The organism is Bradyrhizobium sp. KB893862 SZCCT0404 (genome assembly GCF_018130885.1).
Taxonomy (GTDB): Bacteria; Pseudomonadota; Alphaproteobacteria; order Rhizobiales; family Xanthobacteraceae; genus Bradyrhizobium; species Bradyrhizobium stylosanthis.
This window is the reverse complement of sequence record NZ_JAFCLT010000002.1, coordinates 234193-247840: the sequence shown is the minus strand read 5'-3', so window position 1 is coordinate 247840 and position 13648 is coordinate 234193. Positions and strand designations below refer to the sequence as shown.

The window sequence follows — 13648 nt, the reverse complement described above, 5'->3', positions numbered from 1 at the left end:
GAGGCCGGCGGGGGCCCGCCGCTTATGCATGGGAGGCGTCTTTAGGAGAGGGGACAAGCCGGTCAAATGGTGCTATTCGGCGGCCATCAAAACCAAGGCTAGACCGGGAAGGACGCCGATGACCGTGCATACTGGAAGGCATTTCCTACAGATTCCAGGACCGACCAACGTGCCCGACCGCGTGCTGCGGGCGATGGACATGCCGACGCTGGACCATCGCGGTCCGGAGTTCGCCGAGCTCGGCTTCGCCGTGCTTGCCGCGATGCAGCGGGTGTTCCGCACCAAGCAGCCCGTGATCATCTTCCCCTCGTCCGGCACCGGCGCCTGGGAAGCGGCGATGGTCAACGTGTTCGCCCCCGGCGACAAGGTCTTGATGTGCGAGACCGGCCAGTTCGCCGTGCTGTGGCGCGGCATCGCAGACAAGTTCAAGATCGACGTCGATTTCATCCCGAGCGACTGGCGCCATGGTGCCGACCTCGCCGAGATGGAGAAGCGCCTTACCGCCGACAAGCAGCACGCCATCAAGGCGGTCTGCGTCGTGCACAACGAGACCTCGACCGGCTGCCTCACGCCGCCGCACGAAGTCCGCAAGCTGCTTGATCGCATCAAGCATCCGGCGCTGCTGATGGTCGACACCATCTCCGGCCTCGGCTCGATGGAATATGAGCACGATGCCTGGGGCATCGACGTCTCGGTCGCAGGTTCTCAGAAGGGCCTCATGCTGCCGCCCGGCCTCAGCTTCAACGCCGTCTCGGAGAAGGCGCTCGCGGTCGCGAAGGCCAACCCCGGCATGCGCTCCTATTGGGATTGGCAGGAAGTCATCTCCTTCAACAAGCTCGGCACCTTCCCCTATACGCCCGCGACCAACCTGCTCTACGGCCTGCGCGAAGCAGTGAAGATGCTGGAAGAGGAGGGGCTGGAGAATGTCTGGTCTCGCCACAAGCGCCACAGCGCGGCGACGCGCGCCGCGGCCAAGGTCTGGGGCCTGGAGACGCAGTGCATCGATCCCGCCGCGCATTCGCCGGCGCTGACCGGCGTGCGCGTGCCTGACGGCCACGACGCCGACGCCTTCCGCAAGGTGGTGCTGGAAAACTTCGACATGTCGCTCGGCACCGGCCTGAACAAGGTCAAGGGCAAGGTGTTCCGCATCGGCCATATCGGCCATTTCAACGATCTGATGCTGATGGGCACGCTCGCCGGCGTCGAGATGGGCCTGGATCTTGCAAAGATCCCGCACCGGAGCGGCGGCGTCTTGGCGGCCATGGACGTCCTCAAGGGACGCGACGTGGTGCCGATGACCAAGGCCCAAGTGGCTTGAAGGCTCAGGCGGCCTGAGCTGACTGAAGTGAAGAAAGTGAGCGCGCGATGAACGCACCGACGACTGCCAACGAAGACCTGCTCTACTCCGTCACGGACGGCATCGCGCGGATCACCTTCAACCGCCCGCAGGCGCGCAACGCCATGACCTTCGCCATGTATGACCGCATGGCGGAGATCTGCCAGGAGATCAACGCCGACCGTTCGATCAAGGCGCTGATCATGACCGGAGCCGGCGACAAGGCGTTTGCCTCCGGCACCGACATCTCCCAGTTCCGTGCCTTCAAGACCGCGCAGGACGCGCTCGACTACGAGGCCCGGATCGACCGCGTGCTCGGCACGCTCGAGCAGTGCCGCGTGCCCGTGATCGCGGCGATCGCCGGCGCCTGCACCGGCGGCGGCGCCGGGATCGCTGCTTGCTGCGACATCCGCATCGGCACCGAGACGACGCGGATGGGCTTTCCGATCGCGCGCACGCTCGGCAACTGCCTGTCGATGTCGAACATCAGCCGCGTCGTCGCGCTGGTCGGTCCCGCGCGTACCAAGGATCTGATCTTCAAGGCGCGTCTGGTCGAGGCGCAGGAGGCGTTGTCGCTCGGCCTGCTCAACGAGATCGTGCCCGACGTCGAGACGTTGCAGCGCCGCGCGGACGAGACCGCGAAGCTCGTCGCCAGCCACGCCCCGCTCACGCTGGAAGCGACCAAGGAAGCGGTGCGCCGCATCCGCCGCACGCTGTCGCGCGAGGAGGGCGAGGATCTGATCCTCAAAGCCTATATGAGCGAGGATTTCCGCGAGGGCATGGACGCTTTCCTCAACAAGCGTACGCCCGTCTGGAAGGGCAAGTAGCGGAAGATTGACAAAAAAGCCGTCATTGCAGGGCGCTTAGAAATCACTTAGCGCCGCCAAGCACCCACACATCTGTTTTCCAAGGTCTCTATAACCTGTCGCTTCATCGATAAGGCGCATCGTACCTGAACGTCGAAGTTGCTCAGCAATTGTTCGCGCGCATTTCGCGATGTTACGCTGGTTGTCCTTCAGGACTCCGGCATGTTGGGCACGCTCAAACAGCTCGCAGACCTTTGGCAGGAAGTTCGCTGCATAGCCGAAAGTCTTTAGCCCTTGTTTGGTGCGGAATTCAATCTGGCTAGCTAGGGCAGCTAGGTCTTCGGTGACGAACGGCTTCAGATTCTGCACCGTCAAAAATCCAGGAAGATTGGTACGGGCCCTGAAATACCGATGTCCCTTGCCCGTCCGAATACGGCCTAAGCCCACCATGAACCCATTCTGAGTCACTAGGCGCTGTCCGTCGCCGAGGACGGCAACCTCTACCTCGATGTCTCCGAACCGGATGACGCCTTCATGCGTCGCCTGCGGTAAGTGTTTCGCCCAACGGGCCTTGACGGCCTTCCGCGCAATTTCCCTGCGCTCGTCGACCGATAGCGCGGCCGCCCTTGCAGTGCCCCCAGCGGCTCGCGCGGGAACTGCCCACCCAACTTTCCACCGCGCTCTTTCGTGGTCCTTGTCCACCTTCAATTTTCGACGTGTACTCATATTCCCAGGAATATTATTGGAAGGAAAATTGCAACCGCAGGCGAAGCAGAAATGCGCTCTCGGAGCCGGGCTTTCGGTCGGTAATATTACTCGTCCAGCCGAGCCGGGTCATTCAAAACGTGCTTTACGCGTGCGGGTGAAGAGCTGTGCCAGACAGCTGTGCAGAATGCCTTGAGCATCACGTCGCTGCACCGAATCTGTGGAACCGGCCGAAACGTCGCGGTGATAGATTGGGCTACACTGAGTGCGCGGTAAACGTCCCGTTCCTGATAGAGCTTCGGACCAAGCAGGCTACCCGACAATCCACCCCAGAAGCTGTACTTATGAGAGCGCACCAAGACGCCCTTCTTGCCAACGGAGATCCAACAGGCGTCTCCGCTGTCTAATATGATCGTCGCGTCGTGACCGAATTTTTCGTTGATGTAGAGTAGACGCGGCATCACTTCATTATCACTCTTCGCTTTTCAATTTTCTGGAATTCCCCTAGGCAAAGCGTTGGTCCTTTGAAGAATTCTGTCCGGGCCGCGCCATCGATTACTTCCCGGGCCCTGAGCCCTGCGGTGGGTTGTAACTCAGTTAGGCGGGACCTGTCTCATTTGATCTCATTCCAAAGTCATAACGAGGATGACGTCGGATGGCTTGAACTTGGTCGAATTCGCCAGCACAATGGTCGCTGAATTCATTTCTGAATTTCCAATCCGAACAAGAACATAGGCAAGAACTTGGGGAGGACGCGCGTGGGTCATGGAATGAAAGCCGCGATGGCGCTGACGATAACGCTGTGCGGCACGCCGGCATTCGCCGGTTGGGAACCGGCAAAGCCGGTCGAAATCGTCGTGGCGGCCGGTGCGGGCGGTGCCTCGGATCAGATGGCTCGGATGATGCAGGCCGCGATCCAGAAGAACAATCTGATGAAGCAGCCCATGGTCATCTCGCTCAAGGGCGGCGCCTCAGGTGCTGAAGCGCTGATGTACATGAAGTCCAGCGAGGGCGACTAGTCTGACTACGCGCGCAAGGAGAGCGGCTGAAATGGATACCGTCGGGAGTGACGAGTTCGGATTTTGCCGGGCGGTGCCCCAGGAATTGGCGCGTGGCTGGTCGCGATGGACAGGATGGGGGAGCACCGCCGCCCTAGTGATGATTGTGACGCTCAGCCTCGCTACGCCGGCCTCTGCCCAATCGCTCCGCCAGGGCGTCTCCGCGTTCCAGCGACAGGACTATGCAAGGGCCTCCCAGACCTTCATTCCGCTCGCCGAGCGCGGCAATGCGGCGGCGCAGACCTATCTCGGCTTCCTGTTCGAGACCGGGCGGGGCGTGCCGCAGAACTATACGGAAGCCGCGATGTGGTACCGCCGCGCGGCGGAGCAGGGCGATAGCCGGGCCCAATATTCGCTGGGCCTGCTCTACGACCGCGGCTTCGGCGTGCCCCAGAACATCGTCGAGGCCTCCAAATGGCTCAACCTGTCGACCGTCGCAGCGCCGCCGTCGGCGCGCGAGGCGCGGGCCCGGATCCGCGATGCCGTCACCACCAAGATGACGCGCGGAGAGATCGCCCAGGCCCGCCTGCGGGCGTTGGAATGGGCGCCGAGCCGCGAGCATTGACCGGCGGCAGGCTTGCAGCCGGGCGGGTGAGCTTTCGCCGCTCCGTCGGGCGCCGGGTGCAAAATCCCATGCCGACAAAATACTGCTGTTTTGCCCGACGGGTCGAAATTAATTCGGAAAAGTCGCATTTTCTTCGCGGCCGCCCTCAAGCCATTGATCCAGCTGCCCCGTCTACTATGCATGGGTTGTTTTCACACTTTGTGTTAGCAGGGGTCATGCCTTAGCCGGGCCAGCCGCCGAGCCAGTTGGCGTACCAGGTCTCGCCCAGCCAGCCGATCCAGATCGCCGGCGCGAGGAACAGCCCGAACGGCAGGAAGGCGGTCGCGCGTAACGGCCTCTTTCGCAACGCAGCATTGGCGGCGTAGGCGGCGATCGCGAGCAGGGCGGCCAGCTCGATCACCGCGAGCACGGTCGCAAGGTCGAGCCAGGCGCCGCAGACCGCGCCGAGCTTGATGTCGCCGAGCCCGAGCCCGTCGCGGCCGCGCCAGCGCTGGTAGAGCACCATCAGCAGCAGCAGCGGCACCGCCACCACGACGGCGCGGACGAGCGGCCAGAGCAGCGCCTCCAGGCCGATATCGGGCACGAACGCCGCGGCGCGCAGCAGGGCGAGCGCGAAAGCCGCGCCCGTCAGCTCGTTCGGAATGAGGTAGTGTCGGGCATCGTGGATCGCGATCGCCAGCATCAGGGGCGCCAGGAACGCGCCATACAGGCCTTCGGCGCCCGGCGCTGTGACGAGGCTTGCGAACACGCTCAGCAGCAGGGCGATGCCGAGCGCGAGCGAGGGGCCCGTGCCGTCGTTCGCCACCTGTCTGATCACGCGGTCAGCGTGCCGCCCCGGGCGGGGACACGGTGACCACGGGATTGCTGGTCCCGACCAGGCGGCCGTTCATCTTGCTGCGCATCTCCTCGGCGATGACATGCGCATCGACGCCGTCCTTGATCACGGTCGGACGGATGAACAGGATCAGCTCAGTGCGGCTGCGCGCATTGGTCTGATGCGAGAAGGCATCGCCCACGCCGGGGATGGAATCCAGGATCGGCAGGCCCTGGCGCTGCCTGTTCTCGGTCTCGCTGATCAGGCCGGCGAGCAGCACGGTCTGTCCGCTCGTCACGGCGATCGAGCTCTTGACCCGGCGCTGCGAGATCGTCGGCGTCAGCGAGTTGGCGCTGCCGGCGGCGACGCTCGAGATCTCCTGCTCGATGTCGAGCACGACGTTGCCGTTGGCGTTGGCGCGCGGCAGCACGCGCAGGATGATGCCAGTGTTCTTGTAGTCGATGGTGTTGACCACGGTGTTGTTGGCGGTCAGCACGGTCGCGGTGCCGGTCGAGAACGGCACCTGGTCGCCGACCTGCAAGGTTGCGGGCTGATTGTCCAGCACCACCAGCGACGGGTTCGACAGCACCTTGACGTTGGTGATGCCGTGTAGGGCGTCGAGCACGACGCGCGGCGAGTTCTCGGAGCCGATCAGGAAGTTGAAGCCCGGCAGCGCGCGGCCGAGCAGGGCGCCGGCGGCGGCATTGACCGCGTTGCTCGTCGCCTCGGTGTTGCTGCCGATCGTGGCGCTGTTGCTGATGCCCGAAATGGTGTTGGAGATCGAGCCCTTCTGGCTCGCCAGGAAGAACTGCACGCCGTAGTTTAGCTGGTCGTTCAGCGTCACCTCGGCGATCGTCGCCTCGATCGCGATCTGGCGCTGCGGCCGGTCGATCTGGCGGATGGTCTGCTCGACGATGCGCTGCGCTTCCTGGTTGGCGTAGACGAGCACAGCGTTGTTGGTGACGTCGGCGGTGATGCGCACGTTCTGCAGGATGCTGTTGAGGCCAGGCTTCGCGCCGCCCGCGGGGCCGCCGAGCGCATTGTCCTGCGCCGGAGTTGCGGAGGCGGCCGGAGCGGGACGGGCGCTGAGCGATGATCCCGCAGGCGCGGTGACTGGCGTTGCCGCGCCCGCGGCAGCGGTCGGCAGTGCGCTCAGCGATGCCACGGGATTGGTGGACGTCGTCGTCGACATCCCGGCGCCGGGCGAGATCTGGCTCGTCGCGTTGTCGAGCGTCGAGGTGCTCGCCGAGCCCTGGTTGAGCAGCATGTCGTTCAGCAGCGCGACGATCAGCTTGGAATTGCCATAGCGCAGCGGATAGGCCTTCAGGTTCACCCCTTCGGTGTCTGAGCGATCGAGCCGCGTGATCCACGTCTGCGCGCGCTTGAGATATTCCGGCTTCTGGCTCACCACTAGGATCGAGTTCATCCGCGCGATCGGCTGGAACTTAATCACGTTCTGGCTCATGCCGCCTTCACCGGAATCCATGATCTTCTCGATCTCGGTGATGACGGGCTCCGGCGAGGAGTTGCGAACCGGGAAAATGCCGACCGATTGTCCGCGCATCCAGTCCGCGTCGAAGGAGAGGATGGTGTCGACCGCGGTCGCGCGGTCGCTGCCGCTGCCGCTGACGATCAGCGTGTTGCGGGCGTTGTCGACACGCATGGTCGAGGCCTTCACGCCGAAGGCGTCGAGCAGCTTGAAGATGTTCTGCGACGAGACATAGCGCAGCGGCACCACCGTGATGCCCTGACCGGCGGCCGCATTCACCGAACGATCGACGCCGCCGGGACCGGCTTCCGGAGCGGGGAGCAGGCGATAGCCGCTGCGGTCGCGGACCAGCGCGACACCGGACATGCGCAGCGCGTTCTCCAGCACATAGAGCGCGTCCGCCTTGGGCACGGGCCGCACCGAAGCCAGCGTCACGGTGCCCTGCACGCGCGGGTCGATCGTGTAGCCGACGTTCAATACGTCACCAAGGATGACCTTTGCGACGGACGCGACCGGCGCATTCTCGAAGTTGAGGTCGTAGCCGCTGCCGCCGCCATCGTCGCGCTCGGCCAGCGCGCCGCCTTGTGGTGCACCATCGCTGAGATAGATCGCAGGCTTGGACGGTTTCGACTGGGCTATGCCGCCAGCGCCCGCATCCGCAGGTTGTCGAGGCTGCAGGTCGAGCAAGCGGATCTTGTCAGCGATGTCCTGGGCACGCGGATCCTTCGGATCGGCCTCGACCGACTGGTCGGCGGTGACGATGCACGCGCCGAGCAGGAAGGCAGATGACAGCAGGACGAGCGTTCCAGGCAACGCGGAGCGGAGTCGCAAAAGCGGCTGGACCACCTCGAACAAAATACGCCTGCCAACGCTAGGAGTGATGGGAGATTGCATCCGATCCCCCGCGGTTCGGACGCGCAATTGTTTGCGCCACGATTATGTTTTTGCTAAGAAATAAGTCAAGGGCAAAGGGTCGTCCGTGACCCGCCGAAGTTGTTGCATTCAAGTAACAAGGTCAACGCTGTGAATGCGATGCGCGACCGTTCCGCAGATAGCTTCCGGCAGCACCTCCTCGATAAATATTCACTGCCGCCGCGGGCGCTCGCCCATGTCGACAAGTCGGCCAATCCCGCGCTCACGCGCCCCTTGCGCGAATTGTGGGAGGCCACCGATCTCTCCGCGGCCGAATTCGCCGATGAAGTCTCAGACTATTTTGCGCTGCCGCGGCTGAGCCTTCCGCAATTGCTCGCGGCCACGCCTCGTCTGGACGGCTTTTCACGCCGTTTTCTGCGCGAATCCACCATCTTTCCCTTCAGTTCGACCAATGACATGTTTCGGCTGGCGGTCGCCGACCCTTCCGACACTGCTGCCATCCGCGCCGCAGAAATCGTGTTCGGAACGCCGGTCGATGTCGTCGTAGCGTCATATGAGGACATTACGACGGTGCTCGATCAACGGGCCGAGGCCGACGACGCACATGCCGATCGAAGCGGCAGGGGCGTCGCGCAGCAGTCCGACGACGATATTGAAAGCCTGCGCGATCTCGCCAGCGGTGCGCCGGTGGTGCGTGCGCTCAACGATCTCCTGGAGCGCGCGGTGGACTTGCGCGCGAGTGACATCCATGTCGAACCGTTCCGTGCCGGACTTGCGGTGCGCATGCGTGTCGACGGTCTGCTACGCGCGTTGCCGTCGCCGCACGGCATCCCGCCGCAGGCGCTGATCTCGCGCATCAAGATTCTCGCCAGCCTCAACATCGCCGAACGCCGCCTGCCACAGGATGGCGCCGCACGCGTGCGCGTCGGACGCAGCGAGATCGACGTCCGTGTCGCCACCATGCCGACGCAGCACGGCGAGAGCGCCGTCATCCGTCTTCTGCCGCGCGACCGCGGCCTCCTGGAGATGAGCAGGCTGGGCCTCGCTGCGCGCGACGAGAGCGTGATGACGCGGCTGCTCGCCATGCCGCACGGCATGATCGTCGTGACGGGTCCGACCGGCAGCGGCAAGACCACGACGCTCGCGACCATGTTGTCGATCCTGAACGAGCCGACGCGAAAGATCCTCACCATCGAGGATCCCGTCGAATACGAGATACCTGGCATCAACCAGTCCCAGGTCAAGCCGTCGATCGGGCTGACCTTCGCCACGGCCATGCGCGCCTTCGTGCGTCAGGACCCCGACGTGATCATGGTCGGCGAAGTCCGCGACGCCGAGACCGCCTATATCGCGATTCACGCCGCGCTGACCGGCCATCTCGTGCTGACGACACTGCACACCGAAACGGCGGCGGCGGCGGTGCCGCGCCTGATCGATCTCGGCATCGAGGGCTTCCTGCTGAAATCGACGCTGCGCGCCGTGGTGGCGCAGCGCCTGGTGCGCGTGCTCTGCGATCGCTGCAAGGTGCCGCATGCGCTGACCGAGGCCGACATCGCCAAGGATCCACGCTTCGCCGTCATCGGCTTCAAGGCCGGCGAGGTCATCCACGAGGCCGGAGGCTGCGAACGCTGCGGCGGCACCGGCTATCGCGGCCGCAACGGCGTGTTCGAGATCCTCGAAATGTCCGACGAGGTGCGCTCGCTGGTCGGACCGCAGACCGATTCCCATTCGATCGACGCCGCCGCGATGCGCGGCGGCATGACGACGATGCTGGAGGACGCGGTCGCCAAATGCCGGGCCGGGCTCACCACCGTGCCCGAGGTCTTCCGCGTCACGACGGTGCGCTGACGCCCATGCCGAATTATCGTTACCGCGCGCTCAACGCCAACGGCGAACTGGTCTCCGGCGACATCGCCGCGCCTGCGCCCGGCGATGTCGCGCAGCGGATCGAGCGGCTCGGCCTCGTCCTCGTCGACAACGTCACGCCGGAAGAGGGCGGTGCGGCCGGCCGCGTGAGCGGCCTCTTCAACAGGCCGAAGCCGGAAGACGTCACCATCTTCACCCGCGACCTCGCGCTGCTGCTCCGCGCCGGCGCCCGCATCAATGACGGATTGGAGCTGCTCGCAGCCGATCCCGATTTTGGTCGGTTGCGTCCGGTCGTTGCCGACATCCGCTCGCGCGTCGTTTCGGGCGAGAGCTTCGCCGAGGCGCTGGCACGGCACGAGGGGCTGTTTCCGCCGATGTACATCGCGCTGGTGCGTGTCGGCGAGGCCTCGGGCTCGCTCGATCAGGTGCTCGAGGTGCTGGCCGGCGAACGCGCGCGCAGCGAGGCGCTGAGACGCCGGCTGTCGGATGCGATCCGCTACCCCATCTTCGTGCTCGGGGCGGCCGGCTGCGTGCTGCTGTTCTTCCTCACCTTCGTGCTGCCGCAGTTCGCATCCGTGCTGCAGGATTTCGGCGCCAAGGTCGATCCGGTCGTCGGAGTCTTCCTCAATATCTCTACCGTTCTGCGCAGCAATTCGGACGCGGTGCTGGCCGGACTTGCCGGCACCATCGCAGCCGCGTGGGTCCTGCTGCGGCGGGAGCGTGTCCGCCGCGGCATCACCAATGCGATCACGCGCCTGCCGGCGATCCGCAATCTGATGAACGCCTACCGGACGGCGCTGTTCTGCCGCAATCTCGGCCTGCTGCTCGGCAGCGGCGTCAATCTCACCACCACGCTGCGCATCCTGACCGACATGATGGCGACGACCGGCCCGTCCACGGTCTGGAGCGAAGCGGCCGACCGCGTCCGCCACGGCTCGAAACTCTCCGACGCGCTGGCCGAGACGGAGGCGCTGCCGGCGATGGCCGTGCGCATGCTCCGCCTCGGCGACGAGACCGGGCAATTGCCGATGCTGTCGGGGCGTGTCGCCGAATTCTACGAAGCCAAGTTGCAGCGCATGCTGGACCGCGCCGTCGGCATCGCGGGACCTGCGGCGATCATCGCGATCTCGCTGGTCGTCGGCGGCCTGATCACGTCGGTGATGACGGCGCTGATGTCGGTGAGCCAGATTGTCGGATAGGCAGGGAACGGGAGAAGCTTGAAGTGACCAAACATCGATCCGCACGGCGCAGCCGCCGGCGAGGAGGCCGCGGGGAGGCGGGCTTCACCCTTGTCGAGATGCTGGTCGTCATCACCATCATCGGGATGATCATGGCGCTGGTCGGCCCGCGGGTGCTGAACTATCTCAGCGAGTCCAAGGCCAAGGCGGCGAAGATCCAGATCGAGAGCTTCTCCAGCGCGCTCGATCTGTATTATCTCGATCTCGGGCGCTATCCGACCTCGAACGAAGGCCTCAACGCGCTCACCCGCAACACCAACCAGTCCGGCTGGAATGGGCCATATCTGCGCGGTGGCGTGGTGCCGAACGATCCGTGGGGCCACATCTACGTCTATCGTTCGCCGGGCGCGAGCGCGCCCTACGAGATCATCTCGCTCGGATCCGACGGTCAGGAAGGCGGCAGTGGAACGGCAGCCGACATTGTCAGCGGCGCGCGCTGAGGGCATCCGCGATACGCGCGGCTTCGCGCTGATCGAGATCCTGTGCGTGCTCGCGATCATCGGCATGCTCGCGGCGATCATCCTGCCCGCGATCCCGCGCACGACGACGCGGGCGAAGCTGGAAAGCTATGCGGTCGAGACCGCCGCGCTGCTGAAGGCCGACCGCAATGCGGCCCTGCGCCGCCAGGTGCGGGTGACGACGCAGGTGGATGCGGAGGGGCGATCGATCCGTTCCGGCGTCACGGGGCAGACCATCCGCCTGCCGCGCGACGTGGTGGTGCAGGCGATGCTGGCCTCGCGCTGCGCCGATCGCGCGGTGGGACGGTCCATCGACTTCTTTCCATCGGGCATGTCGTGCGGTGGAACCATCGCGCTGGCGCGGCCCGGCATGGGCTATGAAGTGCGCGTCAACTGGCTGACCGGAGGCGTCGAGATTGTCCCGCAGAAGCTGCTCTGATGCCGCCGGCTTCACGCTGATCGAGGCGCTGGTCGCGCTCGCGATCATCGCGGTCGTGCTCGGGACGATCGGCTCTGTCATCGCCACCACGACCAGGGGCACCCGCTCGATCGACCAGCATCTGGCGCTCGCCGGCACCGCCGAGACCCTGCTCGCGGACCTGCCCGCACGGGGCTTGCTGAAGCCCGGCCGGCGCAGCGGCGAGTTCGCCGGCAGCCGCTGGCGCGTCGACGTCGCGCCGATGAACGTGGCGGGCGGAGATCCCGCGACCGATCGCTTCGTGCCGATGGCCGTCAATCTGCGGCTGCAGCGCGCCGATGGCGCCGCGATCCAGATCACGACGGTGAAGCTGGTGCCGAGGGCTTCTCAGTGAAGAGCCTCGCAACCAAACGCCTGCGCCGCGCACTGGCCGACGAGGCAGGCTTCACGCTGCTCGAAGTGCTGCTGGCCACGCTGCTGATGACGGTCATCCTGGGGGCGCTGGCGACGGTGACGGCGCAATGGCTGCCGAACTGGAGTCGCGGCATCGCGCGCGTGCAGCGGGCCGAGCGGCTCGCAACCGGGCTCGACCGTATCGTCGCCGACCTCTCGGTCGTCGAGCAGATCACCGTCAACGGCGATGCCAAGGGGCCGCTGTTCGACGGCGCCGAATTGTCGGTGACCTTCCTGCGTACCGCGCTCGGTCCGAGCGCGCGTCCCGGGCTCGAAATCATCCGCTTCATCGAGAAGGCCGATGCGCAGGGGCTGGCGCTGGTGCGCGAGCGCGCGACCTTCCAGCCGATGCCGACGGACGGGCAGGTCCGCTTCCTCGACCAGGTCGTGCTGGTCCGCGCGCCGTTCCGCGTCAGTTTCACCTATGCCGGGCCTGACGGTCAGTGGCAGCCGACCTGGCGCGGCCAGACGCAATTGCCGGAGCGCATCCGCGTCACCGTGCGCAACATTACCACCGGCCAGGTGCTGGCGGTCTCGGGCGCGGTGATCCCGCACATCACGGCGCCGGCCGAATGCGCGCGGGCCAAGAACCCGGCGACCTGCGTGACCGCAGGCACGCGGCCGCAGCAGCCCGAGAAGCAGGAGCAGCAGCTGTGAAGGGCGCGGGACACGAGCGGGTGAGGCTTGGCGACAGCCGCGGCTTCATCGTCGTCGCGGTGCTCTGGATGCTGGCGTCGCTGGCTGCGCTCGCGCTGATCTACCTGACCTATGTCACCAACACCGCGGTCACGGTCGCCGTCAGCGCGGACCGGTTGCAGGCCGATGCGCTGGTGAACGCCGGGCTCGAGCTTGCCGCCTACCGGCTGACGGCGCAGAACGAAGCGGTGCGCCCGACCAGCGGCACCTTCAATGCCCGCGTCGGGGCCGGCCGGGTCAGCGTGACGTTCCGCTCGGAGGCGGCGCGCATCGATCTGAACATGGCGCCGAAGCCCTTGCTCGCAGGGCTGATGACGGCGCTCGGCGTCTCCGCGACGGATGCGCCTGTCTATGCCGACAGGATCCTCGCCTGGCGCACCTCCACGGAAGCCGGACAGGACAATCCCGAAGATGCCTTCTACCGCACGCTCGGGGCGTCCTATCTGCCGCGTCACGCGCCGTTTCCGCACAGCGACGAGCTGTGGCTGGTGCGCGGCATCCCGGCCGCCGTGGTCGAACGCGTGCTGCCCTTCGTCACGGTGTTTAGCAACATGCGAACTGTGAACGTGCTCGACGCCGCGCCGCAGGTGGTGGCGGCGCTGCCGGGCATGACCCCCGAAACCCTGCAGCAGGTGCTGCGTGATCGCGCCGATCCCAGGATCGACCCGCGTTCGCTGGTGGGGCTCGCCGGGGGCACCAATGCGACGGTCGAGGGCTCGCGCGCGTACCGGATGACGGTCGCCGTCGAGGCGCCTTCGCATCGGCGCAGCTCGGCCGAGATTGTGATCCTGCTTCTCGACAGCGGCGATGAGCCGTATCGTGTATTGTCGTGGCACAACGCCTATGACGGCTCCGCCGGAAAGCCTCTGTGAG

General features: G+C 65.6%; 13 protein-coding genes and 1 pseudogene. 11 read left to right on the top strand and 3 right to left on the bottom strand.

Features of this window, described 5'->3' with window-relative positions; all coding sequences use genetic code 11:
* Nucleotides 1-118: 118 nt before the first annotated feature.
* Together JQ617_RS09960 and JQ617_RS09955 are read left to right on the top strand one after the other, a co-directional pair.
* Nucleotides 119-1318 (top strand): pyridoxal-phosphate-dependent aminotransferase family protein, encoded by a 1200-nt coding sequence (locus JQ617_RS09960; RefSeq protein WP_212026177.1) that lies wholly within the window; start codon nucleotides 119-121, stop codon nucleotides 1316-1318.
* Between the two features lie 47 nt (nucleotides 1319-1365).
* On the top strand, nucleotides 1366-2163 hold the full coding sequence (locus tag JQ617_RS09955) for an enoyl-CoA hydratase/isomerase family protein (protein WP_212026176.1): 798 nt from the start codon (nucleotides 1366-1368) through the stop codon (nucleotides 2161-2163).
* A gap of 36 nt (nucleotides 2164-2199) precedes the next feature.
* On the opposite strand, the gene JQ617_RS09950 is transcribed toward JQ617_RS09955, so the two are convergent.
* Nucleotides 2200-2844 carry a hypothetical protein gene (locus JQ617_RS09950; protein ID WP_212026175.1) on the bottom strand — a complete coding sequence of 215 codons (645 nt, stop codon included), beginning with the start codon at nucleotides 2842-2844 and terminating at the stop codon, nucleotides 2200-2202.
* A gap of 773 nt (nucleotides 2845-3617) precedes the next feature.
* Between JQ617_RS09950 and JQ617_RS09945 the strand changes: the two are divergent.
* Nucleotides 3618-3863: pseudogene (locus JQ617_RS09945) on the top strand (tripartite tricarboxylate transporter substrate binding protein); the annotation flags it as partial.
* A gap of 142 nt (nucleotides 3864-4005) precedes the next feature.
* Nucleotides 4006-4470, top strand: coding sequence for a tetratricopeptide repeat protein (locus JQ617_RS09940; RefSeq protein ID WP_249157006.1), 465 nt, complete (start codon nucleotides 4006-4008; stop codon nucleotides 4468-4470).
* A gap of 220 nt (nucleotides 4471-4690) precedes the next feature.
* Here the strand turns inward: JQ617_RS09940 and JQ617_RS09935 are convergent, their stop codons facing one another.
* Nucleotides 4691-5287: a prepilin peptidase gene (locus tag JQ617_RS09935; protein ID WP_212026173.1), complete on the bottom strand. Its 597-nt coding sequence runs from the start codon at nucleotides 5285-5287 to the stop codon at nucleotides 4691-4693.
* A gap of 4 nt (nucleotides 5288-5291) precedes the next feature.
* Nucleotides 5292-7667, bottom strand: coding sequence for a type II secretion system secretin GspD (gene gspD, locus JQ617_RS09930; RefSeq protein ID WP_212026172.1), 2376 nt, complete (start codon nucleotides 7665-7667; stop codon nucleotides 5292-5294).
* Nucleotides 7668-7805: 138 nt separating this feature from the next.
* Between gspD and JQ617_RS09925 the strand changes: the two genes are divergently transcribed.
* Genes JQ617_RS09925 through JQ617_RS09895 form a run of 7 tightly spaced genes read left to right on the top strand, consistent with a single transcriptional unit; the run spans nucleotide 7806 to nucleotide 13647 of the window.
* Nucleotides 7806-9494 (top strand): GspE/PulE family protein, encoded by a 1689-nt coding sequence (locus JQ617_RS09925; RefSeq protein ID WP_249156931.1) that lies wholly within the window; start codon nucleotides 7806-7808, stop codon nucleotides 9492-9494.
* Between the two features lie 5 nt (nucleotides 9495-9499).
* A complete protein-coding gene (locus JQ617_RS09920; protein WP_212026171.1) occupies nucleotides 9500-10711 on the top strand; it encodes a type II secretion system F family protein in 1212 nt (403 codons plus the stop codon).
* Nucleotides 10712-10734: 23 nt separating this feature from the next.
* Nucleotides 10735-11190 (top strand): type II secretion system major pseudopilin GspG, encoded by a 456-nt coding sequence (gene gspG, locus JQ617_RS09915; RefSeq protein ID WP_212026170.1) that lies wholly within the window; start codon nucleotides 10735-10737, stop codon nucleotides 11188-11190.
* Complete coding sequence (locus JQ617_RS09910) at nucleotides 11153-11647, top strand: prepilin-type N-terminal cleavage/methylation domain-containing protein (RefSeq protein WP_212026169.1); 495 nt, start codon at nucleotides 11153-11155, stop codon at nucleotides 11645-11647. Before gspG ends, JQ617_RS09910 begins: the two co-directional genes overlap by 38 nt.
* Nucleotides 11625-12020 (top strand): PulJ/GspJ family protein, encoded by a 396-nt coding sequence (locus tag JQ617_RS09905; protein WP_212026168.1) that lies wholly within the window; start codon nucleotides 11625-11627, stop codon nucleotides 12018-12020. Before JQ617_RS09910 ends, JQ617_RS09905 begins: the two co-directional genes overlap by 23 nt.
* Nucleotides 12017-12736: a general secretion pathway protein GspJ gene (locus JQ617_RS09900; protein WP_212026167.1), complete on the top strand. Its 720-nt coding sequence runs from the start codon at nucleotides 12017-12019 to the stop codon at nucleotides 12734-12736. Before JQ617_RS09905 ends, JQ617_RS09900 begins: the two co-directional genes overlap by 4 nt.
* Nucleotides 12733-13647 (top strand): type II secretion system minor pseudopilin, encoded by a 915-nt coding sequence (locus tag JQ617_RS09895; RefSeq protein WP_349630605.1) that lies wholly within the window; start codon nucleotides 12733-12735, stop codon nucleotides 13645-13647. Before JQ617_RS09900 ends, JQ617_RS09895 begins: the two co-directional genes overlap by 4 nt.
* The last annotated feature ends 1 nt before the right edge of the window (nucleotide 13648 follow it).